Annotated in this window: 24 protein-coding genes; 16 read left to right on the top strand and 8 right to left on the bottom strand. The window is 42.9% G+C overall.

The annotated features are described in order from the left end of the window. Positions 1-118: 118 nt before the first annotated feature. On the bottom strand, positions 119-640 hold the full coding sequence (locus DYE48_RS19865; protein WP_115825061.1) for a GbsR/MarR family transcriptional regulator: 522 nt from the start codon (positions 638-640) through the stop codon (positions 119-121). Positions 641-926: 286 nt separating this feature from the next. Between DYE48_RS19865 and proV the strand changes: the two genes are divergently transcribed. From proV to DYE48_RS19850, 3 genes are all read left to right on the top strand, one after another. Further along, positions 927-2,129, top strand: a complete 1,203-nt coding sequence (proV, locus tag DYE48_RS19860) for a glycine betaine/L-proline ABC transporter ATP-binding protein ProV (protein ID WP_115825064.1) — start codon at positions 927-929, stop codon at positions 2,127-2,129. Further along, entirely contained in the window at positions 2,113-2,958 is an 846-nt protein-coding gene (locus tag DYE48_RS19855; protein ID WP_115825060.1) for an ABC transporter permease, read from the top strand. Before proV ends, DYE48_RS19855 begins: the two co-directional genes overlap by 17 nt. A gap of 68 nt (positions 2,959-3,026) precedes the next feature. Continuing rightward, on the top strand, positions 3,027-3,962 hold the full coding sequence (locus DYE48_RS19850; RefSeq protein ID WP_167449562.1) for a glycine betaine ABC transporter substrate-binding protein: 936 nt from the start codon (positions 3,027-3,029) through the stop codon (positions 3,960-3,962). 751 nt (positions 3,963-4,713) lie between these two features. Here DYE48_RS19850 and DYE48_RS19845 read toward each other — a convergent pair. The 3 genes from DYE48_RS19845 to DYE48_RS19835 all read right to left on the bottom strand — a co-directional run bounded on the left by DYE48_RS19845 (position 4,714) and on the right by DYE48_RS19835 (position 6,374). Beyond that, positions 4,714-5,121, bottom strand: a complete 408-nt coding sequence (locus DYE48_RS19845; protein WP_115825059.1) for a YtxH domain-containing protein — start codon at positions 5,119-5,121, stop codon at positions 4,714-4,716. Positions 5,122-5,290: 169 nt separating this feature from the next. Then, complete coding sequence (locus DYE48_RS19840; protein WP_115825058.1) at positions 5,291-5,824, bottom strand: tryptophan transporter; 534 nt, start codon at positions 5,822-5,824, stop codon at positions 5,291-5,293. A 121-nt stretch (positions 5,825-5,945) separates the two neighbouring features. Then, a complete protein-coding gene (locus DYE48_RS19835) occupies positions 5,946-6,374 on the bottom strand; it encodes an HIT family protein (RefSeq protein ID WP_115825057.1) in 429 nt (142 codons plus the stop codon). Between the two features lie 139 nt (positions 6,375-6,513). Between DYE48_RS19835 and DYE48_RS19830 the strand changes: the two genes are divergently transcribed. The 3 genes from DYE48_RS19830 (at position 6,514) to DYE48_RS19820 (ending at position 9,257) form a co-directional block, all read left to right on the top strand. Beyond that, a complete protein-coding gene (locus DYE48_RS19830) occupies positions 6,514-7,257 on the top strand; it encodes an ABC transporter ATP-binding protein (RefSeq protein WP_115825056.1) in 744 nt (247 codons plus the stop codon). Further along, positions 7,250-8,464, top strand: a complete 1,215-nt coding sequence (locus DYE48_RS19825) for an ABC transporter permease (protein WP_115825055.1) — start codon at positions 7,250-7,252, stop codon at positions 8,462-8,464. Before DYE48_RS19830 ends, DYE48_RS19825 begins: the two co-directional genes overlap by 8 nt. A gap of 91 nt (positions 8,465-8,555) precedes the next feature. Next, a complete protein-coding gene (locus DYE48_RS19820) occupies positions 8,556-9,257 on the top strand; it encodes an EcsC family protein (protein ID WP_115825054.1) in 702 nt (233 codons plus the stop codon). On the opposite strand, the gene DYE48_RS19815 is transcribed toward DYE48_RS19820, so the two are convergent. Next, positions 9,254-10,423 (bottom strand): M20 metallopeptidase family protein, encoded by a 1,170-nt coding sequence (locus tag DYE48_RS19815; protein ID WP_115825053.1) that lies wholly within the window; start codon positions 10,421-10,423, stop codon positions 9,254-9,256. The two genes, DYE48_RS19820 and DYE48_RS19815, sit on opposite strands and share 4 nt — an antisense overlap. 137 nt (positions 10,424-10,560) lie before the next feature. Next, positions 10,561-10,998, bottom strand: a complete 438-nt coding sequence (locus tag DYE48_RS19810) for a ferritin-like domain-containing protein (RefSeq protein WP_089654213.1) — start codon at positions 10,996-10,998, stop codon at positions 10,561-10,563. A 229-nt stretch (positions 10,999-11,227) separates the two neighbouring features. Between DYE48_RS19810 and liaF the strand changes: the two genes are divergently transcribed. From liaF to DYE48_RS19785, 5 genes are all read left to right on the top strand, one after another. Then, positions 11,228-11,983 carry a cell wall-active antibiotics response protein LiaF gene (gene liaF / locus DYE48_RS19805; protein ID WP_115825052.1) on the top strand — a complete coding sequence of 252 codons (756 nt, stop codon included), beginning with the start codon at positions 11,228-11,230 and terminating at the stop codon, positions 11,981-11,983. 13 nt (positions 11,984-11,996) lie between these two features. Then, positions 11,997-13,061: a sensor histidine kinase gene (locus tag DYE48_RS19800; protein WP_115825051.1), complete on the top strand. Its 1,065-nt coding sequence runs from the start codon at positions 11,997-11,999 to the stop codon at positions 13,059-13,061. Further along, positions 13,058-13,684: a response regulator gene (locus DYE48_RS19795; RefSeq protein WP_115825050.1), complete on the top strand. Its 627-nt coding sequence runs from the start codon at positions 13,058-13,060 to the stop codon at positions 13,682-13,684. Before DYE48_RS19800 ends, DYE48_RS19795 begins: the two co-directional genes overlap by 4 nt. Before the next feature lie 157 nt (positions 13,685-13,841). Beyond that, entirely contained in the window at positions 13,842-14,267 is a 426-nt protein-coding gene (locus DYE48_RS19790; RefSeq protein ID WP_115825049.1) for a disulfide oxidoreductase, read from the top strand. Further along, positions 14,264-14,761 (top strand): thioredoxin family protein, encoded by a 498-nt coding sequence (locus DYE48_RS19785; RefSeq protein ID WP_115825048.1) that lies wholly within the window; start codon positions 14,264-14,266, stop codon positions 14,759-14,761. Before DYE48_RS19790 ends, DYE48_RS19785 begins: the two co-directional genes overlap by 4 nt. A 35-nt stretch (positions 14,762-14,796) precedes the next feature. Here DYE48_RS19785 and DYE48_RS19780 read toward each other — a convergent pair whose 3' ends face one another. After that, on the bottom strand, positions 14,797-15,303 hold the full coding sequence (locus DYE48_RS19780; RefSeq protein WP_089654219.1) for an antibiotic biosynthesis monooxygenase family protein: 507 nt from the start codon (positions 15,301-15,303) through the stop codon (positions 14,797-14,799). Positions 15,304-15,398: 95 nt separating this feature from the next. Between DYE48_RS19780 and DYE48_RS19775 the strand changes: the two genes are divergently transcribed. The 4 genes from DYE48_RS19775 (at position 15,399) to hemY (ending at position 21,072) form a co-directional block, all read left to right on the top strand. Then, the gene (locus DYE48_RS19775) at positions 15,399-17,549 is read left to right on the top strand and encodes a transglycosylase domain-containing protein (RefSeq protein WP_244199491.1); all 2,151 of its coding nucleotides are present in this window, start codon (positions 15,399-15,401) and stop codon (positions 17,547-17,549) included. Between the two features lie 107 nt (positions 17,550-17,656). Then, the gene (hemE, locus tag DYE48_RS19770; RefSeq protein WP_089654221.1) at positions 17,657-18,694 is read left to right on the top strand and encodes a uroporphyrinogen decarboxylase; all 1,038 of its coding nucleotides are present in this window, start codon (positions 17,657-17,659) and stop codon (positions 18,692-18,694) included. A 34-nt stretch (positions 18,695-18,728) separates the two neighbouring features. Continuing rightward, a complete protein-coding gene (hemH, locus tag DYE48_RS19765) occupies positions 18,729-19,658 on the top strand; it encodes a ferrochelatase (protein ID WP_115825047.1) in 930 nt (309 codons plus the stop codon). A 7-nt stretch (positions 19,659-19,665) separates the two neighbouring features. Continuing rightward, complete coding sequence (gene hemY, locus DYE48_RS19760; RefSeq protein ID WP_115825046.1) at positions 19,666-21,072, top strand: protoporphyrinogen oxidase; 1,407 nt, start codon at positions 19,666-19,668, stop codon at positions 21,070-21,072. Positions 21,073-21,123: 51 nt separating this feature from the next. Here hemY and DYE48_RS19755 read toward each other — a convergent pair whose 3' ends face one another. Beyond that, the gene (locus DYE48_RS19755) at positions 21,124-22,068 is read right to left on the bottom strand and encodes a nucleoside hydrolase (RefSeq protein WP_115825045.1); all 945 of its coding nucleotides are present in this window, start codon (positions 22,066-22,068) and stop codon (positions 21,124-21,126) included. 177 nt (positions 22,069-22,245) lie between these two features. Here DYE48_RS19755 and DYE48_RS19750 point away from each other — a divergent pair, with 177 nt between their 5' ends. Next, positions 22,246-23,262, top strand: a complete 1,017-nt coding sequence (locus tag DYE48_RS19750) for a LacI family DNA-binding transcriptional regulator (RefSeq protein WP_115825044.1) — start codon at positions 22,246-22,248, stop codon at positions 23,260-23,262. The last annotated feature ends 236 nt before the right edge of the window (positions 23,263-23,498 follow it).

Raw genomic sequence — 23,498 nt, 5'->3', positions numbered from 1 at the left:
ACTTATAATCATATAAAATTTTAATAAATTATCAAGATATAATGTGCTGAAAAAATAAAAAAATAAGGAACATGCAGAGCTAGAGAAAAAATGGCTCTGCATGTTTGAGAAAAAGGGGTTAATCAGAAGGGTTTTCGCTAGGATCTAACTCCTTGAAAGCTTCAGCAATCCATTCGTGAAAACGGACCATATCTTCCATACGTCTGTATAGCTGTTCCGCCTGTTGCATTTCCTCTGGATTGACATATTCCTGGACTCTCTCTTTCAACTCACCTTCCATACTTTCAAGTGTATCTTTTTGTCCATTTGCGGACGACTGCCACTTCTTTATATAGGATGACATGAAGTTTCGATATAAGTTTTCATTGGCTTGATAAAGGTCTTTACGGAAGCCTTTCTTCCATACTCGTTCGACCAGCCTTTGATCCAATAAGCCTCTTACGCCTGTACTCATAGAAGTTTTACTTTTACCCAAAGCCTCGCTCATTTCATCTAACGTCATTGGGCCCTGATGCAGATAGAGAGTAACAAACAACCGAGCATCAGCAGGGGTAAGTCCAAACATTTCCAGTGTTTTAGAAAATTCATTTGTGACTTTCGTATGCATGTCTTCAAGGAAATGGTGGTCTTTTACTACCATAAGATCCTCCTTCGCAAAAAATCTATGTACCACGTTACTATAATTTCCATTTTTATTAAAATGACTGAAAGGGCTTAAATATAAAGTATTTAAAAGTAAAATGGCGTAATTTATGCCTTAAACTTTGTACAGTTTCAACTGTACGTAATTTTTGTTCTTGATTTAAAGTATTTATCGTTTGAACTTTCTATTACAAATAGGTTACATTATGTAAGGTGGTTGATTAAGTACGGAAATAAAAACGATGAAACGTACCATAATAAACAAAAAAGAAGAGGTGAGAGACGTGCCGATCATTCAAGTAGAAAACTTATCGAAAATTTTCGGTAAGAATGCTAAAAAGGCTACCAAATACTTAGATGAGGGTTTATCAAAAGATGATATCCTCGAAAAAACCGGCAATACTGTCGGTGTTAACCGCGCGTCCTTTGATGTAGAAGAAGGGGAAATCTTTGTCATCATGGGGCTGTCCGGAAGTGGTAAATCGACACTCGTCCGGTTGATTAACCGATTGATCGAACCAACAGAAGGTAGTGTATATATTGATGGCCAGGATTTGGCTAAGATGGACAGCAAAGATTTACGGGAAGTCCGTCGCCAGAAGTTGAGTATGGTATTCCAACGCTTTGGTCTTTTCCCGCATCGTACAGTACTGGAAAACGCAGAGTTTGGTCTTGAAGTCCAAGGGATTGATAAAAATGAGCGTAAAGAAAAGGCGAAGAAATCATTAGAAATGGTTGGACTAGGTGGATACATCCACCAATTCCCTGGTCAACTATCCGGAGGGATGCAACAGCGTGTTGGTCTTGCACGAGCCCTTGCGAACGATCCAGAAGTTCTATTGATGGATGAAGCCTTTTCTGCATTGGATCCATTAATTCGTAAAGAAATGCAGGACGAATTATTAGAGCTGCAAGAGTCCATGAAGAAAACCATTTTATTCATTACCCATGACCTTGATGAGGCGTTAAGAATCGGTGACCGTATCGCTCTGATGAAGGATGGGCGCATTGTTCAAATTGGTACACCAGAAGAAATCCTAGTGAATCCTGCAAACGATTATGTTGAGAAGTTCGTTGAGGATGTAGACCGTTCCAAAGTGTTAACGGCTGAAAATATTATGAAACGACCAGAAACGGTAGATATTCAAAAACATGGTCCGCGCACAGCACTTGAACGGATGCGTAAGGAAGGACTTTCAAGCATCTATGTAACGGATGCAAAAAGAAATCTTCATGGCTATGTAACCGCTGATGATGTTTCTCATGCTGTGAAACAGGATGCAGATAACTTGAAGGGTATTCTTCGTACGGATGTGCCGAGGGTTGAGCCTCAAACACCGATGCAGGAAATTTTCGATATTATCCATGATTCCCCGGTACCTGTAGCTGTTATTCAAGAAGGAAAATTAAAAGGGGTAATTGTGAGAGGAGCCGTCCTGGCGGCGTTAGCTGGAAGTGAGGTGAATTTAAATGGGTTTGATTCCTAAACTGCCTGTAGCTGAGTGGATTGATACAGCGACAGAGTGGACAACAGATACATTTGAATTCTTATTTGATTTTATAAAGGAAGACTTTGGTGACTTTATTGAAATCGTAGCAGAAGATTGGCTGATGGGCATCCCCATTTGGCTATTCATTATTGTTGTAGGTGTTTTAGCCTTCTTTGCTTCAGGCAAAAAGTTGGGCTTAATGGCTTTTTCAGTCATCGGCCTGTGGTTTATTGCCAACCAGGAGTTATGGGAAGAGTTGATGAACACATTTACGCTCGTTATTTTTGCAAGTTTGATTTCCGTTATTATTGGAGTTCCATTTGGAATTTGGATGGCCAAAAGCAAATTGGCAGAGAAAATTCTTACACCTGTCCTTGACTTCATGCAGACGATGCCCGCTTTCGTCTATCTGATTCCGGCAGTGGCTTTCTTCAGTATCGGTATGGTGCCAGGGGTGTTTGCCTCTGTCATTTTCGCAACACCACCGACCGTTCGTTTTACGAACCTTGGAATACGACAGGTGTCCCATGAATTGATTGAGGCATCTGATGCATTCGGTACGACCGGTACTCAGAAATTATTTAAAGTCCAATTGCCAATGGCTAAAAAGACGATCATGGCTGGGATCAACCAAACAGTTATGCTTGCATTATCCATGGTGGTTATTGCATCCATGATTGGTGCGAAGGGACTTGGACAAACGGTTATTACCGGACTTCAGCGTGCTGAAGTCGGAACTGGTTTCGTTGCAGGTCTGGGTATCGTTATTCTTGCGATCATCATTGATCGTTTCACACAAAACTTGAACACCCAGCGTGGTGACTAGTAAATACAGTTAGAAAAGGGTCCTTGGACCTTTTACTATATAAAATCTTTAAAAGGGGAGAGATTTACATGTTTAACTGGAAACGTTTCGGCATGGTGGCCGGACTATCTTTAACACTTGTAGCTGCAGGTTGTGGATCTTCAGATGAAGAAGGCACAGAGTCAACTGGAGATTCCAACGGTGATGAGACCGCTTCTGAAATGAACTATGGGGAAGAAATGGGTTATGAAATCACTGGTATCGAAGCAGGTGCAGGTGTCGTAAGTTCTGCTGAAAATGCTGTTGAAGAATATGAAAACCTGAGTGGTTGGGAAGTTTCAACCTCTTCTTCTGGTGCTATGGCAGCAGCTCTAGGTGAAGCCATTGAGAACGAAGAACCAATTGTTGTTACTGGCTGGACGCCACACTGGAAATTCGCTAAATACGATTTGAAATATCTTGAAGATCCGAAAGAAGTTTTTGGTGGGGAAGAACAAATCAAAACAATGGTTCGTCAAGGACTTGAAGATGATAAGCCGAATGCTTATAAAATCTTAGACCAGTTCAACTGGGAAGCAGCAGACATGGAAGAAGTGATGCTTGAGATTTCTGATGGAGCGAGCCCGGAAGAAGCGGCTCAAAACTGGATTTCCAATAACCAGGATAAAGTAGATGCTTGGACAGAAGGTACCGAAGAAGTAGATGGTACAGAAGTTGAGCTTGTGCTTGTAAACTGGGATTCTGAGATTGCTTCAACAAACGTCGTTGCAGAAGTCATGAAAGAGCAAGGCTTTGAAGTAACGATTACACCGCTTGATAATGGCCCGATGTGGGAATCTGTGGCCGCTGGTGAAGCTGACGGAATGGTTGCTGCATGGTTGCCAGGAACACACGGTGATCAGTATGAGCAGAATAAAGATAAGCTAGAAGACCTTGGAGCGAACCTTGAAGGTGCCAAGATTGGTCTTGTCGTTCCTGAATATATGGATGTTGATTCCATTGAAGATTTAGAAGCAGCTGAATAATAAGCTTGAAAAAGCGTGTAGAGGTTCAAACCTCTACACGCTTTTATTTTTGGCTCGGGTAACCCTCCTGTTTATTATATATAAGCTCCCGATTGTGGAAGACTCAGTTTTGAGATGTTTTCGGGGTTCGTTGCTAGGGGTGAGTGTCAGGGGCGGCTGGGAAGCTACTCGCTTTCCTGTGGGGGAGCGCCGAGCTTCCTCGGACTGCGTCCTGCGGGATCTCGCCTATCTCCTTCTCCCACGGGAGTCTCCCAGCTTCCCAACCACCCCATTCGATATAGGTGAGAAACGCCCCCTTATACCGTGACTGGATGTCTTCCAATAATCATGGGTAGGTAGAAAGAGCTCTATATCAAGCATTAGTAAACAATTACCTGATACGGGTGATCACACTATTTATCTCCTTCAAGTTGGAAATGTGCTTATTCTTTAAATGGTTTCGAGACACTTACATAGCAAAGGGGCGGAGGGGAATGGCGAGACTCCTGCGGGAAAAAAGTGCATGGTGAGACCCCACAGGACGCAGTCCGAGGAGGCTCACCGCGCTCCCGCGGAAAGCGAGCTATTCCCCGTAGCCCCCATCCACTCAATAAAAGTCTCGAAACTGATTCTTCCACAATCCTGCCATATACTTTAATAATTATTAACGGCGTCTAACTGCGCTTTTTGGTCATAGAACGGAAGGGGATTGAATATAGATAGGGGAGAAGGACAAACATAAAAAATCCCGCTCGAGGCGGGATGTGTGAGATTATTGGTGGTTGATGACTTCATGACTGGGCTGTGTGGTATGATCCTTTTGCTCAGCCTTTGCTTTCTCTTCCAGTTCTTTTAAGCTTTCTTCAATTTGTTCTAAATATTTCTGGATGTTTTTCTGATGGGGTTCAACGGTGCGTTTCCAGCTTTCAATGGATATTTTTACATCTTCAGAAAGTTCTTTAATGAGTTCTGCGCCTTCTTTCGATGTTTGCGCAATCTGATCCTTCAGCTGCATCCCATCTTCTTTTAAGCTGAGAACGGTATTTTTCAAGTTCTCGCTTTTCAGTTTGGCATTTTCTCTAAAGTCACGACCGGAGGAAGGTGTGCTCAGTAACGTATAAGCGGCTCCAATGACTCCTCCGACTAAGAATCCCAGCGCTAATGATTTTCCATTTGGCATATCAGTCAGTCTCCTTTCAATCACTCTCTATTTTATATTTTCTCTTAATATGTATGAATGAAACCTTAAAAACATAAAAAAATATTCTTTAGACGAGAAGGAAAACCAAAGGCACTACATTCGATGTAGTGCCTTTGGTGTAAGTCAAGGTTCATTCTGTATACTCTCTTTAAGAGGCTGGTTGAGCTGCTTTAGCAAGATCAGTTCGTCTTAAGATCTTTTGGGCAGTCGGATACATGATGGCTACAAACAACACGTTAAATGCTGCTGCGGGTAGAACAACTGTAGCAAACATAAGGCCGAAGCTCGCTTCCATAAGGCCGATGATGTAAAGGACAACACCTAAAAAGATGGAGCCACTGATCATCGTACCGATGGCTGCTAAAGCAGGCTGTACGAATTTTTGATGTGATATTTTTTTAGTCAATAGGACAAGTCCGAAGAAAGCAAATGCTGTGAACGGCTTATCAATTATATTGGCCAGTTGGCCGCCTGGAACGGTGGTTGTCATCGCTGAGATGAAGCCTGTCGCTAAAGATATTAATAGGACATAAGATGGTTTCGGGAACAATAAGATTCCCAGGAACATCATAGCAAGCATCATGTCCGGTCGCATTCCGAAAAAGAATGGGGGTGCGATGGCATGCAGAACAGCACCAATTCCTACTAATAAAGATAACATGACTAAAACACGAATATTCATTTAAACATCTCTCCTCAACTATTCTAATCTCATCTGAATTTGCACTCCAAACGTGCCCTCATGACCGTTTGCGAATGCATGGTAGTATTATAGCAGTTTTCTCATGAGAAAATCAATCCATTTAACCGGGGATGTGTTGGTTGATCTCACCAGCGATGGCTTGTAAATCTTCTGGTGAATAATCATCGGAGTGGACTTCCCACTTAGCGCTGAATCCATCCCTTTCACCATATCTAGGTATAAGGTGGATATGTAGGTGGAAGACGGATTGGCCTGCTGCTTCCTCATTGTTGTTTAGGACGTTTAAACCAACAGGAGCATAGGTTTGTTTAATTGCATTTGCAATCTTCGGAACTCTTGAGAACAGCTTTTCTGCTGTTTCTGGATGCGTGTGATAAATATCTTGGCAATGCTGTTTTGGAATAACTAACGTGTGACCTTTTGTTACTTGACTGATATCAAGAAAAGCGTACACCTCATCGTCTTCATACACTTTCGCTGAAGGGATTTCTCCATCAATGATTTTGCAGAAAATGCATTCATCTGCCATATACAAAAACTCCTTTCCGTTTGATAGCATTGTACCATATCAATGAGTAAAAACTCGATGAAGACGGTGAGTGAAAAGTGTAACGAATGGGAAAGTATGATAAAATTTGTGCAGGAAAATTAATGAAGTGAGGGATAAGATGGAACCTTTATTACATATCAAAGACCTCCACGGAGGGTACACCCATAAAAATGTACTGCATGGCATATCTTTCGATGTCCATCCGAATGAAATCGTTGGCCTCATCGGTTTGAATGGTGCGGGGAAAAGTACCACCATCAAACATATCATCGGAATGATGCAGGCAAAAAAAGGAAAAGTCTCCATCAATGGAACATCATTTGAAGAGAACCCGGAGGAGTATCGACAACAGCTCGGTTATATCCCGGAGATGCCTATTTTATATGATGAACTGACATTGTATGAACATCTACACTTGACCGCTATGGCCTACAATGTGCCGGAAGACTTATTCAAACAGAGGTTGCAGCCGCTTCTCAAAGAATTTCGTATGGAGAAAAAGCTCAAATGGTTCCCTGTGCACTTTTCTAAAGGGATGCGCCAAAAGGTTATGATTATGTGTGCATTTTTAATTGAACCAGACCTCTATATCGTCGATGAACCTTTTGTTGGTCTCGATCCTCTCGGTATACAATCCTACCTGCAGTTGATGGAGGATATGAAAGAAAAAGGAGCGGGGATATTAATGTCGACTCATATCCTTGCTACTGCAGAGAGATATTGTGATCGTTTTATTATCCTCCATGAAGGAGAAATCAGAGCTAAAGGGACGCTTGAGGAGTTGCGCACGTCATTTGGTCAGCCGGGCGCATCCCTTGATGATATTTATGTACAGCTGACAAAGGAAGAACAATATGATTAATGCAAAGGAATTTTGGACGAAGCGCTTCTCTGAACATACGAAAGAGACAAGTCGTTACTTAAAGTATATTTTTAATGGCCACATTGCCGTTGCCATGTTGTTCTTTATCTCGGCGCTCGCTTATTACTACCAGCAATGGCTGCAAGATTTACCCGAAGATTTTCCTACCGCTTGGATTATAGCGCTCGCTTTTGGATTCATCGCGGGGTATAGTCCTGTGCGTACACTTCTCAAAGAGCCGGACTTAGTTTTCTTGCTTCCTGCTGAATATCAGCTAGATGATTATTTCCGACGCTGTTTATATTACAGCTACGTTGTCCAACTTTATGTCATTTTTCTAATATCAGCAGCCCTTGGTCCCTTGTATTTTGCCTCGTATCCAGAACTTGGTACCCAGTATTACTTAATGATGATCGGTGTTGTTCTAGTCATTAAGATTTGGAATATGATGTCCAACTGGTGGATGCTAAAAGAAAGAAACCCCAGAACACGGCTTGTGGACCAGGTCATCAAAGCGGTATTGAACATCACCATTTTTTATTTTCTCGCTCAAGGGGAATGGGTTTATGCCAGTATCGTGACCGTGCTGCTTGTAGGCGTCGTTCTTTACACGTATTCTCTCTCCAGGCAAAAAGCTGGACTCGCTTGGGATTTACTTGTAGAAAAAGACCAGCAGCGCATGAGGACCTTTTACAGAATCGCGAATATGTTTACAGATGTTCCTCATTTGAAAAATACAGTGAAAAAACGCAACACGCTTGTACGAGCGATTGTGGATCGGGTTCCTTACCGGCAAAATCAGACCTTTTCGTATTTGTATAAAATCACGTTTATACGAAGCAGCGATTATTTAGGTATGTACATTCGTCTTATAGCCATTGGTGCACTGGCCATTTGGTTTGTATCCAATCTATGGGTGAAAGTCGCTTTTGCTATTCTGTTCCTTTACTTGAGTGCATTTCAAATGATGACATTGTGGAATCACCACCGCACCATTGCCTGGCTGGATTTATATCCGGTTAAGAAAGAATGGAAGGAAAAAGCAATCCTGCAATGGTTACAGCACATCATGTTGTTTCAAACTTTCCTGTTCGGTCTATTGTTTGTATTCCAATGGAACCCTATAGGGCTTGTTCTCGTATGGATAGGTGGAAGTATCTTCAGTTATTTGTTTATACAAAACTATGTGAAAAAGAAATTAACGTAACAGGGGAGACTACTTAAGCAGTCTTCCCTGTTTCATATCTAATTTTATCAGTATTTCATTTTACTTATAAGAATATTTGGAGGTGTTCGGTATGAGTTATGAAAAGCAGGTGAAAAAGGAAGCCCTACGTTGGAGTAAATCATTGGACAAGCGGTCGTCCATGATACAGAGGAGTTCAAAGCAGGTGCAGTCTAAGATTAATGAAAAGATTCCTGATCGTGTACACGGGGTGGTAACGGATAGCGTTCGTTCCATGATTGAGATTGCTTTAACCACATCAGAGTACATCCGCCCTGTAAAGGTCCATCCAGATTGGAGTTTTGAAGAGCGTGAAAGGCAAGTCCGTGAATTAGTTAAAAAATATAAGAAAACAGCATCCGTGGAAGGCGCTGGGACGGGTTTTGGAGGCTTTTGGCTCGGAGTAGCTGATTTCCCACTGTTATTAAGCATAAAGATGAAGTTTTTATTTGATGCGGCTCAGATTTATGGATGGAATGTTCATTCTTATGAAGAGAGGGTCTACTTGCTTCATGTATTCATGCTCGCTTTTTCCAGTGACAAGGTTCGTGGGGAAGTGAAGCGTAAGATTATTGAATGGAATGACTTAGAAATGAAGGAAAAGAACGTGGATTGGAAGACGTTACAAATAGAGTATAGAGATACCTTGGATCTTGTGAAGCTTCTTCAATTGGTTCCAGGTTTCGGGGCCGTTGTGGGGTATGTTGCCAATGGGAGGTTGTTAGAACAATTAGGGGAGACGACCATTCAGTCCAGCCGTCTCCGTTTACTTTAACGTTCTTGATAACTAATAAAGGATTGGAATAATGTTTTAGCTGCGTGTGGCAGTGCTTTTTCGTCGAAATCGAATTTCGGGTGGTGATGAGGATAGTAATGATCTGGAATTTGAGCACCTGTAAAATAAAAAGTGCCTGGCTTATCCAAAAGGTAATAAGCAAAATCCTCTCCAGCCATGACCGGCTCGATTTCCTCTGTACGTAAAGAAGCATCAGCCTTATGAGCATGTTGTAAAACTAAGTCCGCTTCTTCGGGATGATTGACAACGGGCGGGTATCCTTTTTCATAAGTAAACTCGTATGCTGCGTCGTTTGTTTCACATGTTCCTTTTATGACTTTTTCCATCTCTTCAATGATCAAGTTTTGCACTTCAGGATCAAATGTCCTTACTGTACCGGTTAAGGTTGCTGAATCCGCAATGACATTAAATGTGGTTCCTGATTCAAACGTTCCCACAGTAAGCACAGCTGTTTTCAATGGATCTACCCGACGGCTGACAATTTGCTGCAAGGAAGAAACCATTTGAGAGGCGATGACGATGGCGTCTTTTGTTTGATGTGGCTGGGCCCCGTGTCCACCTTTGCCTTGAACCTTGATTTCGAATCGATCCGCTCCGGCCATAAACGGTCCTTTAGACGTTTGGATGACACCTGTTGGCGCATTCACCCACAAATGAGTGCCGAACACAGCATCTACATCGTTAAGGGCTCCTGATTCGACAATCGGTTTTGCTCCTCCGGGCGCATACTCTTCAGCGTGCTGATGTAGGAAAACGATTGTTCCTGGAAGTTCTTCTTTATAAGGTAGAAGCGCTTCGGCCAGCCCTAGAAGAGCTGCGGTATGGCCGTCATGACCACACGCATGCATAGCCCCTTTATTCTTGGATCTATAAGGTACGTCATTTTCCTCCTGAATAGGAAGGGCATCAAAATCTGCTCTCAGCGCGACCGTCTTCCCCGGTTTTCCACCTTCGAGCCTAGCAAGAACCCCATTTCCTCCGATATGACTTTCATACGGAATTCCCAGTTTCTCATATGTATCCGCAATGAACTGAGCCGTCTTCTCTTCCTTGAAAGAAACTTCTGGATATTGGTGCAAATGACGGCGAGTTTTAACCATATTCTCGTATTGTTCATCGATGGCATGAAAGACGTTTTCCCACATATGTTCTCCTCCTTGTTGCCTTGGTGAAGTGTAGCAACTATTTTTTTAAATTGTAATATACATTCAGAATATTCTCAAATGCGTTCATAGTCGAGTAACAATAAAAAATCCCCTGTCTTCGACAGGGGATAAAATCGTTAATCTTGCAGGCGGGAATCTTGAAGTAAACGACCGATTTCTTCCATATGACCGGTTTCGTCTGCGATCATATCATCCAGCTTCACAGATAATTCGGTGAGTCCGAGTTCTTCCGCTTGTGTCTTACGTTCCTCGTAGCGCTTGATCGTCTGACGCTCAGCTTCACGTGCTTCTTCTAACATCGGTCTCACTTCAGTCATTTGTTTGACTTCAGCAGGTGTTGTCGTCGGAGTTCCGCCTAGAGTGCTGATTTTTTCAGCTAGATAAAGAGCGTGTCCTTGTTCATCGGTTACTTCGCTCTCGAAAAATGGCTTGAGGACAGAACGGTAGAGCCCCGTAACGACAGCAGCATTATAGGTGTACATAATAGAAGCTGCGTACTCATGAGCTAAGTCTTCGTTGAGTCCATCGATTAAATTTTGCATTTTTTGATCCATACAACAACATCCTTTCTTTTATGCTCTACTATAGATATTCCCATCGCTCTCCCGTTTAAACATAACCTCCGTCTAGAGACGGAGACAACTCCGTTCTCAGGGTCGTTTTACAAGTCTCCATTTCTAGATAAGATTAGGCTATACATTCAGTAAGAAGCTTTAAAAAGAAGAGGAAATATAGGACTTCTGTCGAATGTAATTTACGGAAGGTTAAAAAAGGGTGAGCATTATGCATAATAAAATTTCACAAGTCGTCATCGCACTTTTATTAGTTGTATTTGGATTTGTTCTTCTATTGTCGAATTTGAACATTATTTCCCTGGAAATGAGTTGGACGTGGGGCAATATTTATCCAATTATTTTATTCGTCATCGGTTTAAAGGTTTGGGTGGATGCGTTATTGAAAAAGGGCGGAAGTTGGATCATCGGTTCATTCCTCACAATCTTCAGTACGCTTTTATTGTTGGATCGACTCGGTGTTTTTGAGTTTTCCTTTGGCGATGTATGGCAACTTTGGCCGCTTCTTTTCATATACTTTGGATTTAGTATTTTTTTAGGTGGAAAAGGCTCTAAAGTGAAAATTGAGTATGATTCCAAAGGTTCTTCTTCAAACAAGCTGAAGTCCAAGCATATGATGATTGGAGACCATTCTTTTAATGAGGAGAACTGGAAGGTGGAACCGATGGATTTATGGAATGGAGTTGGTGATTACCGGTTCGATTTTACTCGTGCTTTCATTCCGGATGGGGATACGCCAATCGTTGTGCGCGGCTGGGTTGGGGATGTGAAAATGTTAATTCCGAAGCATGTTCCTTTTCGTGTAGATGCAAAGGTGAAGACAGGCGATATCCGTGTCGGGGGGCAGAAAGCTGATGGAATGCACAGAAGTGTGGAATATGAAACCGATGATTATTCAATGGCCACTCGCAGACTGACCATCGGTGTCGATCTTAAAGTGGGTTCAATTCGAATCGAACAGGTGTGAAAGGTGGGGGAGCATGTTAAAGCAATTGAATAGCATCCGTTACATGTATATCCGATCACATCTTTATGGACTCATTTTAAATACGTTTATCCTGCTAAGTATCCTATTGTCTATTTACGTATGGTTTCAACCGGATTGGTTGAGTGCAGGGGCCATTTTAATGTTCATCGTGCTTTATGTTGTCCTTGGGTTTATCATGTCTCTATATGCAGGCTTTCGGTCGAGTGGGGATGTCAAACATCGGCTGGACTACATATCGATGATGATTACCCAGCTTTCGAGGGGGAACTTCAGCAAACGTATTTACTTTAATGAAAATGATGAAATCGCTGCTGTAGGGGATGAATTGAATGTACTTGGCGAGAAGCTGGAGCAACAGAAGGATTCGCTTGTAAAGCTCGCCGATGAAAAAAGCGAGCTGGCACGTACGGCTCACAAAGCGGCAACGATTGAAGAGCGACAACGACTTGCCCGAGATTTGCATGATGCCGTGAGCCAGCAGTTATTTGCTTTAACGATGATGGCGCAGGCGACAGAAAAGATCTTTGACCGTCGTCCGGAAAATGCAAAAGAACAGCTTCAGGAAATTACTCAAATGGCCCTTCAGGCTCAAACAGAAATGAGGGCGCTCCTTTTACACTTAAGGCCGGTTCATTTGTCAGGAGAACCACTGACGGAGGGGATTAAAACACTCATAGAAGAATTGCGTCAAAAGTGTCAGATTGATTTTGATGTAGATATGGAAGATTTAGGTGAGCTGCCAACGTCAGTAGAAGAGCAATTGTTCCGGGTCGTCCAAGAAGCACTTTCGAATATATTGAGACATGCCAATGCCTCAGAGGTGAAGGTGGAAGCCACTCATGACCAAAAGGAGATTTTCCTACATATTGCCGATAACGGTGTCGGTTTTGATACAGAAGATAAAAAAGCCAATAAGGCCTCTTATGGATTGAAAACGATGCGTGAACGGTGTGAGGAAATTGGTGGCACTTACTCTTTACGTTCGAGAAAAGGAGAAGGGACACATATTGATGTCCGTGTTCCTGTAAAAGTAAATGAAAAGGGGGAAGAGGAATGATTCGTGTCGTAGTCATTGATGATCACGATGTCGTCCGTAAAGGTGTCATTGCCTATTTAAGTACAGAAGAAGATTTGGACATCGTGGGAGAAGCGAGCAGTGGGTATGAAGGAGCAACGCTGGTTAAAGAGAAAAAACCGGATGTTGTTCTCATGGATTTGATTATGGAAAATGGGACTGGAATTGAAGCGACAGAAGAAATCATGAAAACCGAATCCTGTAAAATTATCATTTTGACAAGTTATTACGATGATGAAAAAGTGTTTCCGGCGCTTGAAGCAGGTGCGTTTAGTTATATGCTGAAAACATCTTCAGCCGATGAAATTGCTGAAGCCATACGAAAAGCGGCTCACGGTCAAAATGTGATTGAACCGAAAGTGGCTACAAAAATGATGACCCGTTTCCGTCAAGATCGAAAACCACATGAAGAGCTTACGAAACGTGAACTGGAAGTGTTGAAATGTGTGGGGGAAGGTATGACGAATCAGGAAATCAGTGATGCGCTCTATATAGGAGTCAAAACAGTGAAAACTCATGTTAGCAACATATTAAGTAAATTAGAGGTTCAGGACCGTACCCAGGCGGCCGTTTATGCCCACCGGAATGGATTACTTAAAAATTAGAAATGAAAGAAGAGGACCGCTTACAGGCGGTTTTTTTCATTACAAGAGCAGCATCTTTTATGGAAATGACAAAGGTGTGAAGGACTATGAAACTACTTTGTTTTCAAGAGAATACCTAGTATAATGGCATGAGAGAGAGGTAGAAAGGATACAAAATATGAAGAAAAGTATGGAAACAGCGTTGTTCCTGCTATGGGCAACATCCCTCGTTGCTACTGTCGGGAGCCTGTTCTTTTCAGAGGTTCTCGGCTACGCTCCTTGTGAACTGTGCTGGTATCAGAGAATACTGATGTACCCTCTGGTGCTCATTTATGGTACAGCTTTATGGAAAAAGAAATGGGATGTAGCTTTCCCTGCAATCATCATGAGCGGAATTGGTATGTTCGTTTCTATTTACCATTACATGCTGCAGAAGATCCCGTCGCTTTCAGCCGTAGACACATGCGGCCTTGTTCCATGTAATGGTCAATACATCAATGTTTTTGGATTCGTGACGATTCCGTTTTTAGCAGGCACTGCCTTCATCATTATTTTTATTGTTCATTTATTTGTCGTTGTAAAGAAAGGAAGGAATAACGTATGAAAAAAGGTATGATTATCTTTGCAAGTGCTCTTGTGGTGCTTGTTGTAGTTCTTGTATTTGTCGTGAACTATCAAAACTCCGAAAAAACAGCAGATAATCCATATGGGAAAGAAGACTTGCATCAGGCAACCATTGATCAATTGGATGATCCTAATTATCAAAACCAGATTCAACCAGATGCTCTTGAGGAAGAGATTCAATCAGGAGAGCCTACAACCGTTTATTTTTACGATCCGACATGTGTCCACTGTCAACGTACGACCCCAAGAATGATGCCGATCGTGAAGGAATACGATCTGGATGTCAAAAAAATGAACGTAAGAGAATTTGAGGACCAGTGGAACAAATACGGGATTGAAGGAACGCCTACTCTCATTCATTTCGAAAACGGGGAAGAACAGGCGCGAATTTCAGGGGAACAATCCGTTCGGGATTTAGACGATTTCTTCCAACAGGAAGTCATGGACAGTGAACCCGAACAACAAGAGGAATAAAAAAAGTGAGCGGTTTTCCGCTCACTTTTCCTATGCTACTCTTCGAGTTCAATCATTTGATATTTTGTAATATAGGCATCGCCATCGATAAACGAAGGCTTCTTCTGGTGCTGAGGCCCTGATTTTTTGTGTGCCTCATCAAAGGATTTGGAGTTCTTCCAGTCTTCGAAGTCTTGTTCACTGCGCCATTGAGTAAGGACAACGTACGTATTGCCTTTTAAAGGGCGAAGGATGCGAATGGCTTGAAAGCCTTCACGATTTTCTACATTCCCTGCTCTTTTTTTGAAACGGTCTTCAAATACAGGACGGCCTTCGTCACTGACTGGGATGTTGTTCATCACAACATAACCTTTCGATTGCATCGTACCCACATGATCGACAGTTTCATAGTTGCGTCCTTCTTCAAATATGGACGTATCTTCCCCTTCATAATAGGCGACCGTTTTGTCTTGATCCTGCATGAAAAACAGGGATGCTTCCGGGTGTTGTTGACTCAGTTTGGATAAGTAATTCAATGTACCATTGGTCATCGATACTTTCATAGCCGAATGTCTCCTTTCCTGCGGTATCTTCAGTTTAGCAAGCAGGGTTCCATAGTGGCAAGTTTGAAGGATAGAACAGAAAGGATGCACGTAACTTGAACATCAAAGATTTAAAGAAAGGCTTATCTTCCTGGTCCGGGCGATGGAAGTGGCCGGCACTCATCGTTCTGGCCCTCATGATGATCGTAGGGATTGGCTATCTGATCATATTATTCGGGGGACGGTTTGTCGTAAATGAAGAGGATCTGATTCTTGATGAAATGACGACGGTGGAGACAGCCGAAGGTGAAGTGATCGAACGGATTTATACGAAAAACAGAAGGAACGTATCCATTCAAGAGGTTCCCGAGCATGTCAAGGATGCGTTCATAAGTATAGAGGACAGCCGGTTCCGAGAACATTCCGGTGTGGATTTTAAAGGAATTATGAGAGCGGTCTATAAAGATATCATTGCCATGAAAAAGGTGGAAGGTGCTAGTACCATTACTCAGCAGCTGGCCAAAAACATTTTCCTCTCAAATGAAAAGACATGGATGAGAAAAACGAAAGAAGTCATGGCGGCTCTTTACTTGGAGCGCAACTATTCAAAGGATGAAATTTTAGAATTGTATTTGAATCGAATTTATTTCGGGGAAGGGACGTATGGCATTGAAGCTGCTTCCCAGCATTATTTTCAAAAAACGGTTTCTGAATTGACGATTGCTCAGGGAGCTCTGCTTGCAGGCTTGCCTAAGGCTCCGAATACGTATTCTCCGTTCGATAACCCGGATGACGCCAAGAAGAGAAGGAATGTTGTGTTATCACGGATGTACGACACAGGAAAAATTGATGCAACCGTAATGAAGCAAATGCAAGGTTCGACGCTTGCCGTTAAGCGTGCAGAGGAAACGGGTGAAACATCGTCTAATAGTTATGTAGATCTCGTCATCCATGAAGCAGCGGAGAAGTATCATATCTCTCGTGATGAGTTAAAACGTGGTGGATACCGATTGGTTGTAGAAATGGACCCCGCCATTCAGAAAATAGCTGCAGAAGGAATGAAAAACGGCGAGTTCGTCCCAGGTTCCTCGGGGGCGATCGAAGGAGCTTTCACTCTTATGGACCACTCGACAGGTGCGCTTGTTGCAGTTGTTGGTGGACGTGATTTTAAACATGGTGATTTCAATCGTGTCCGGTCTAAGCAGGCTCCTGCTTCCATCATTAAACCATTTGCCGTCTATGGTCCGGCCATGATGACAGGAGATTTTGATCCATTTAGTCTTTTATCTGATGAAAAGCAGACGTTTGGCGCAAATGATTATTCTCCAAATAATTATGATGATCAATATGAAGGCGAAGTCTCGTTGTACCAGGCTTTGATCGAGTCTAAGAATGTGTCAGCCGTATGGCTCCTTGATCAAATTGGTATCTCTTATGCCAAAGGATATTTGGAGAAAGCTGGGTTAACGACAAAAGATAATGGTTTATCCATTGCTCTCGGTGGATTGTCTGATGGATACACCCCTTTGCAAATGACTGAAGCTTATGGTGCACTTGCTCAAAACGGAAAGAGACAAGAAAGCTATACCATTACAAAAATTCTGGACCGAAATGACAAGGTCATCCATGAACATGCTGCTGATGAAACAGGAGTATTCAACGCACAGACGGCTTGGTATTTAACAGAAATCCTTCAGACGGCTGTAGAGGAAGGAACAGCGAAGGCTGGTAATTATCCTAAAGCATTAGCAGGGAAAACAGGGACTCACCAGGACCAGCATGTGTGGTTTGCGGGATACACACCTGAATATGCTGGGGCGCTCTGGATGGGCTACGATCAATCAGGAAAGATTGATGGAAGCAGTGCTTATCCGACTCGCCTCATGAAGGAAATATTAACAAGGATCGATCAGGAAAAAAAACTGGCCGCTACTTTTGAACAACCGGAAGGGGTGGAAAGCTTACCTGAACCTGTGGATCTTCCCGTTTTAACGGACGTAACAGGAAGTCTCAATTTATCCGGTCTTGCTTCATTAAGAGGGACGATTCGTTGGTCCGCTCCTGATGATGAGCGAATTGTCTACCGTATTTTCAGAAAAGAAAACGGAGAAGATGTTAAGGTCGGAGAAGTGACGGGAAAGAGTGAGTTTAAGGTCAGTGCTTTTGGTATCTTCGATCAGACGAGCTATTACGTCGTACCCGTAGATCCATTGACAGGGAAAAAAGGTCAGCCTTCCAATACGATAAGCCTGAGTTGGGACCTGTGAAAAAAAGCACAAAATCATGACAAATGTTCCATTTTTCTATACAGAAGAACAATAAATCGTTATAGTTGTAAGCGGATAAATGTTGAACGGGAAAAGGAGTTCTGAAGATGAACAAAATTGAAAATGACACGATTTTAAAAGCTTTCCGAGGGGAAGAGACAGACCATACACCTGTCTGGTTCATGCGTCAGGCCGGGCGGTCACAGCCGGAATATCGTAAACTGAAAGAAAAGTACTCATTATTCGAAATCACCCATGACCCTGAACTTTGTGCTTATGTGACACGTCTTCCAGTGGAGCAATATGGCGTCGATGCGGCGATTCTTTACAAGGACATTATGTCTCCACTTCCTGCTATTGGCGTGGACGTGGAAATTAAAAAAGGCATCGGACCGGTCATTCACAATCCGATAAAAACGAAAGCGGATATTGAAAAGCTCGGAACCATCGACCCTGAAGATGATGTGCCTTATGTAATGGACACGATCCGTCTATTAACAAAAGAACAACTCACAGTCCCATTGATCGGTTTCAGTGGGGCACCATTCACCCTGGCGAGCTATATGATTGAAGGTGGGCCATCAAAAAATTACAATAAAACCAAGTCACTCATGTACAGTGAGCCGATGACATGGTTCGCCCTCATGGACAAACTGGCAGACATGGTTATTGCTTACGTAAAAGCACAAGTCGCAGCCGGAGCCAGTGCGATTCAGATTTTCGACTCCTGGGTTGGTTCTTTGAATGTCGAAGATTATCGTACGTTTATTAAACCAGTTATGCAGCGGATTTTCTCTGAATTGAAAGAGGAAGGCGTGCCACTGATCACTTTCGGTGTAGGAGCCAGACACCTGATTCATGAATGGGACGACCTTCCTGTTGATGTGCTTGGACTGGATTGGCGCATGTCAATTACAGAAGCAAGGAATGAAGGGATCACAAAGCCACTTCAAGGAAACCTGGATCCTTCACTGCTCTTAGCGGACTGGGATACCATTGAAGAAAGAGCAAAGAAAATCATTGATGAGGGAAGACAACACCCTGCTCACATTTTTAACCTCGGCCACGGTGTAACCCCGGATATCAAACCGGAAACATTGAAGCGGCTGACTCAACTTATTCATGATTATTCCAAGAAATCTTAATCGTGGTTAAAAAAAGATGAAGAGGTGAAGGAACATGGCAAAAAAACAAATGGGATTATTAGTAATGGCCTATGGGACGCCTTACAAAGAAGAAGATCTAGAGAGGTATTACACACATATCCGACGCGGACGCAAACCTTCGGATGAGATGCTGCAGGATCTGCGTGATCGGTATGATGCGATCGGTGGAATTTCTCCGCTTGCCCGTATTACAGATGATCAGGCAGAAGCTTTGAAGGATGCATTGAACGTAGAGCAGGACGATATTGAATTTAAAGTATATCTTGGGCTGAAACATATTGAACCATTTGTAGAGGATGCAGTTGCCCAGATGGCTGAAGATGGGATTGAAGAAGCCGTCTCCATCGTGCTTGCTCCTCATTACTCCACGTATAGCGTGAAATCGTACAATGGTCGCGCCAAAGAGGAAGCAGAAAAGCACGGCATTTCTATTCGTTCCGTAGAAAGCTGGTATGATGCACCTGGCTTTATCGACTATTGGAAAGATGTCATTGAAGCGGAATACACCAAGATGACGGAAGAGGAAAAGGAGAAAGCCTGCCTGATTGTCTCTGCTCACAGTTTACCGATGAAGATTTTGGAAGGGGGAGACCCTTATCCAGATCAATTGAAGAGAACAGCAGAACTGATTTCAGAAGCTACTGGAATTACGCAATATGAAATTGGCTGGCAAAGTGAAGGCAACACGCCAGACCCATGGATCGGCCCAGACGTACAAGACTTAACAGAAGAACTTTACAATGAAAAAGGCTACCGCAGTTTTGTGTACGCACCTGTTGGATTTGTATCCGACCACTTGGAAGTCCTTTATGATAACGACTACGAATGTAAAGTCGTGTGCGACAAAGTCGGAGCTAACTACTACCGTCCAGAAATGCCTAATACTCATCCGAAGTTTATCCAGACACTTGCTGGTGTCGTCATGGATAAAGTGAAAGAGTAGATCACTTATGGAAGAGAGAAAGCGTATCGTCGTGGTAGGTGGAGGAATCACAGGGTTAACCTCTGCCTACTACTTACAAAAAGAAGCACGGGAGAAAGACTATCCTTTGGATGTTAAATTGTTGGAATCGAGCGACCACCTAGGTGGGAAAATCGATACGGTACAAAAAGATGGCTTTACGATCGAACGTGGGCCGGACTCTTTTCTCGCTCGTAAAGAAAGTGCCGGGCGGCTTGCGAGAGAAGTAGGACTAGGGGATGAACTTGTCCCAAACGGTACAGGTCAGTCCTACATTTTGGTGAATGGTAAACTTCATAAAATGCCAAGTGGTTCTTTTATGGGGATCCCGACAAGGGTCCGTCCATTCCTTTTCTCCGGGTTATTCAGTCCAGTAGGAAAAGCGAGAGCTGCTTTGGATTTGGTCAAGTCGAAAAAAACGATAGAGGGAGATCAGTCCCTCGGTTTGTTTTTCCGGAGAAGGCTTGGAAACCAAGTCGTTGAAAACTTGATTGAACCGCTTTTGTCTGGTATTTATGCTGGAGATATTGATCGTTTGAGCCTGCAATCCACTTTTCCGAACTTCTACGACCTGGAACAGAAGTACGGAAGTCTCATTAAAGGATTGCGTCAGACATATCCGATGAAGAAACCGAAAAAAGGTGAAAAAAAACCGAGCATGTTCCGTACATTAAGAAACGGCCTCGGTTCTCTTGTGGAAGCGATCGATGAAAGATTGGAACCTGGAACTGTCCAAAAAGGCGTGAAAGTGGATCATATCGAGAAGAAAGCCAATGGTTATCATCTTTTATTAAGTGATGGGACGGTGAAAGAAGCGGATGCGGTAATATTAGCGGCTCCCCATTATGCTGTACAACGCATGCTGTCACAGTATGACTTCTTAGAACCGTTCAAAGAAACGAATGCAACATCTGTAGCAAACGTCGCCATGGCCTTCGATGCCTCAGCCATTAAAAAGGATATCGACGGGACCGGTTTTGTTGTCTCAAGAAACAGTGACTTCCGGATTACCGCTTGTACATGGACACATAAAAAGTGGCCCCATTCGACACCGGGAGGAAAAGTTCTCCTGAGGTGCTATGTCGGAAAACCTTCCGACCAGGAAGTGGTGGGTAAAACGGACGAAGAGATTGAAGAAATCGTATTGAATGATCTGAACAAAACGATGAATATCACGGCTAAACCTGAATTCTCTATTGTTACCCGATGGTATGACGCGATGCCTCAATATACAGTCGGTCACAAACAGAGGGTGAATGAGATTACGGAACAAATGGAGAAGGACCTTCCAGGTGTATATCTTGCAGGTAATTCTTACAGAGGAATCGGTCTGCCAGATTGCATCGACCAGGGAGAAGCTGCTGTTCAAAATGTCATAGACTTTCTCTATCATTAAAAAGGAAGCATTCCTAAGAATGCTTCCTTTTTCTATCCATTCTTTTTTTTACTATTTGGCTGTCATGATATCGACGAAGTCTTTGATGAAGGCTTTTCGATTGAAGTCAATAATGATATTGTGCATGGGATAATCTTCAATATATTCAGGTGCCGGGCGGAAGTCAGCGTAGGTTAGCCCTTGAGAAGGCCCGATCGCATTCACACTCACTTGTCTTTCTACAACCTTGTAATCTTCAGGATTCATCAAATAAGAGAATAATGTAACGTCATGAAGAGGGGCACCATCAATGCCAGGAATGATAGATTCGTATTGGGTACTGTAGTAGTCCATGATGGGAAAGATGATTTTTGAAAATGGTGTGTCGTTCTCAGCCGCCACTTTTTTTATCGTATCCAGAGGGATCACCGCGCGGTTGCTTACATTCAAAGGGACAAAGGTTACATTTTCTCCATGAGCGGCTACGATTTTGGCGGCTTGAGGGTCTCCGTACACGTTAGCTTCAGCAACGGAAGTGCGGTTACCAGGTACGAAAAACGCACCTCCCATTACATAGACATCTCCTGATTTATCAATGTTGCTTTCAGATTGGATATAGGTAAGAGCGAGAGAAGTAAAACGGGACAGGTTAATAATGGTCAAATCTCCCCCATATGTATCGATAAGTTCGTAAACTTTTTGAAAACGTTCATGGTCAGGAGTCTCAATCGTTGGGATGATTTCCCCGAGACCGTGGGCTCCGTGTATATCAAAGAAAAATTCAGGTGGTGCTCCTGTCAGAGGTTTATCTGCTCCTTTAATAATTGGTATATCAGGTTCTTGAGCCAATTGAAGCAGGTAAGCTGTGTTCTTTAATGCGATATCCTGACTAACGTTCCCATATTCTGCGACAATCCCCACGACTTCAATTTCAGGGTGGAGAAGGGCATACATAATAGCAAACGCATCATCAACACCCGGATCTGCGATAATCAAAACTTTTCTCAGGTGAATCATCTCCCTGTTTTTTCCTTTTTCTAATTTTATTATTCGTGAGGAGTTAATATGTGTGGGAAGGTTATTTAAGGTTTTAGTGAATCTCTATCAATATATGAAAGGGCTTGCAAGAAAACTGAATGATTAGTATGATTGGAATTGGAAACGTTTTCAAGAAAGCATTGAGGGGGAGTAAGTATGGCTACGATTGAAGATGTAGCGAAACTGGCTGGATTATCGAGGACAACGGTCTCCCGGGTCATCAATGATCAGCCTTACGTGACAGATGAAAAAAGACAGCGAATCATTCAAGCCATGAACGACCTTGGATATGTTCCCAATTCTTCCGCCCGTCGTCTTCGAAGTCAAAAAACGGAGACGATCGCCGTTCTATTGCCACGCCTGACAAATCCTTTTTTCGGTAATTTGATAGAGGCGATGGAGGAAAAAGCTTCCGAGTGGGGATATCAAGTCATCGTCTGTCAAACACATGATTCCAAGAAAAAAGAAATGGATTACTTACAATTATTGAAGACGAAGCAAGTGGACGGTGTGATTATGGCTTCACTTGTTAATGATTGGGAAGATGTTAAACCTTTTTTAGAGTGTGGACCTATCGTTTTTTGTAATGAATATATGGACGAGTCCAGCATTTCTATGATTCATATGGATCACAAGCAAGCGGCATATGAAGCGACCATTCACCTGTTGGAACAGGGGTGCACACACATTTCCTATGTAAGTGGCGGGCCTGAAAGTCACTTGTCAAAAAAACGGAAAGAAGGTTTTACGGAAGCTTTGTCTGAATATGGACTTTCTTTTCAGGAAGATTTAGCGATTGACTGGGCCATAGATGTCAGTGATGGTCAAAAATTCTTTCATATGATTAAGGATGAGCTTCCACATGTAGATGGTGTGTTTACTGGAAGCGACGAGGTTGCTGCCGGGTTAATTTATGAAGCGACTTCCTCATCCAATTGGGTGATTCCAGATGATTTAGCCGTCGTCGGTTTTGATAACCAGATGATCTCTTTATTGATGGTTCCTTCCGTTACAACGATTGAACAACCTGTGAAACAAATGGCTGATAAAACGGTTGAAGTGTTAATCCAACAACTCTTGCATCCTGGTGCTCTTGCCCCGAACAGATATGTCTATCCTCATCAGCTGCTTGTAAGAAATTCCACAAAACGAAAGAAACTATCCATCCAGTAGCCCTGCCTGCCGGATGGATAGTTTTTTTATTTTAGGTTTTATTACGCTATATGGCAGGATTCTTGAAGACTCAGTTTCGAGACTTTTGTGGGACCTTAGGGGCTCCGGGAAAAGGTTCGCTTTCCGTGGGCGAGTGATGAGCCTCCTCGAGCTAACGCTCTGCGGGGTCTCATCTACCACGCACTTCCTCTTAGATATCCGGTTCCGGCGCCTAGCGGCTAGTGAGACTTCCCTCG

This window comes from Halobacillus trueperi, assembly GCF_003386945.1.
In the GTDB taxonomy this organism is placed as follows: Bacteria; Bacillota; Bacilli; order Bacillales; family Halobacillaceae; genus Halobacillus; species Halobacillus aidingensis.
This window is presented reverse-complemented; position numbering and strand designations above follow the sequence as displayed.

Coding starts and splice junctions, on each gene's coding strand:
- DYE48_RS19825 (WP_115825055.1), top strand. CDS start 7,250: ATGATTAATGCAAAGGAATTTTGGACGAAGCGCTTCTCTGAACATACG.
- DYE48_RS19850 (WP_167449562.1), top strand. CDS start 3,027: ATGTTTAACTGGAAACGTTTCGGCATGGTGGCCGGACTATCTTTAACA.
- DYE48_RS19790 (WP_115825049.1), top strand. CDS start 13,842: ATGAAGAAAAGTATGGAAACAGCGTTGTTCCTGCTATGGGCAACATCC.
- DYE48_RS19785 (WP_115825048.1), top strand. CDS start 14,264: ATGAAAAAAGGTATGATTATCTTTGCAAGTGCTCTTGTGGTGCTTGTT.
- DYE48_RS19800 (WP_115825051.1), top strand. CDS start 11,997: ATGTTAAAGCAATTGAATAGCATCCGTTACATGTATATCCGATCACAT.
- DYE48_RS19830 (WP_115825056.1), top strand. CDS start 6,514: ATGGAACCTTTATTACATATCAAAGACCTCCACGGAGGGTACACCCAT.
- DYE48_RS19845 (WP_115825059.1), bottom strand. CDS start 5,121: ATGCCAAATGGAAAATCATTAGCGCTGGGATTCTTAGTCGGAGGAGTC.
- DYE48_RS19820 (WP_115825054.1), top strand. CDS start 8,556: ATGAGTTATGAAAAGCAGGTGAAAAAGGAAGCCCTACGTTGGAGTAAA.
- DYE48_RS19840 (WP_115825058.1), bottom strand. CDS start 5,824: ATGAATATTCGTGTTTTAGTCATGTTATCTTTATTAGTAGGAATTGGT.
- DYE48_RS19795 (WP_115825050.1), top strand. CDS start 13,058: ATGATTCGTGTCGTAGTCATTGATGATCACGATGTCGTCCGTAAAGGT.
- hemY (WP_115825046.1), top strand. CDS start 19,666: ATGGAAGAGAGAAAGCGTATCGTCGTGGTAGGTGGAGGAATCACAGGG.
- DYE48_RS19755 (WP_115825045.1), bottom strand. CDS start 22,068: ATGATTCACCTGAGAAAAGTTTTGATTATCGCAGATCCGGGTGTTGAT.
- DYE48_RS19865 (WP_115825061.1), bottom strand. CDS start 640: ATGGTAGTAAAAGACCACCATTTCCTTGAAGACATGCATACGAAAGTC.
- DYE48_RS19855 (WP_115825060.1), top strand. CDS start 2,113: ATGGGTTTGATTCCTAAACTGCCTGTAGCTGAGTGGATTGATACAGCG.
- hemE (WP_089654221.1), top strand. CDS start 17,657: ATGAACAAAATTGAAAATGACACGATTTTAAAAGCTTTCCGAGGGGAA.
- DYE48_RS19835 (WP_115825057.1), bottom strand. CDS start 6,374: ATGGCAGATGAATGCATTTTCTGCAAAATCATTGATGGAGAAATCCCT.
- DYE48_RS19780 (WP_089654219.1), bottom strand. CDS start 15,303: ATGAAAGTATCGATGACCAATGGTACATTGAATTACTTATCCAAACTG.
- hemH (WP_115825047.1), top strand. CDS start 18,729: ATGGCAAAAAAACAAATGGGATTATTAGTAATGGCCTATGGGACGCCT.
- DYE48_RS19810 (WP_089654213.1), bottom strand. CDS start 10,998: ATGGATCAAAAAATGCAAAATTTAATCGATGGACTCAACGAAGACTTA.
- liaF (WP_115825052.1), top strand. CDS start 11,228: ATGCATAATAAAATTTCACAAGTCGTCATCGCACTTTTATTAGTTGTA.
- DYE48_RS19750 (WP_115825044.1), top strand. CDS start 22,246: ATGGCTACGATTGAAGATGTAGCGAAACTGGCTGGATTATCGAGGACA.
- DYE48_RS19815 (WP_115825053.1), bottom strand. CDS start 10,423: ATGTGGGAAAACGTCTTTCATGCCATCGATGAACAATACGAGAATATG.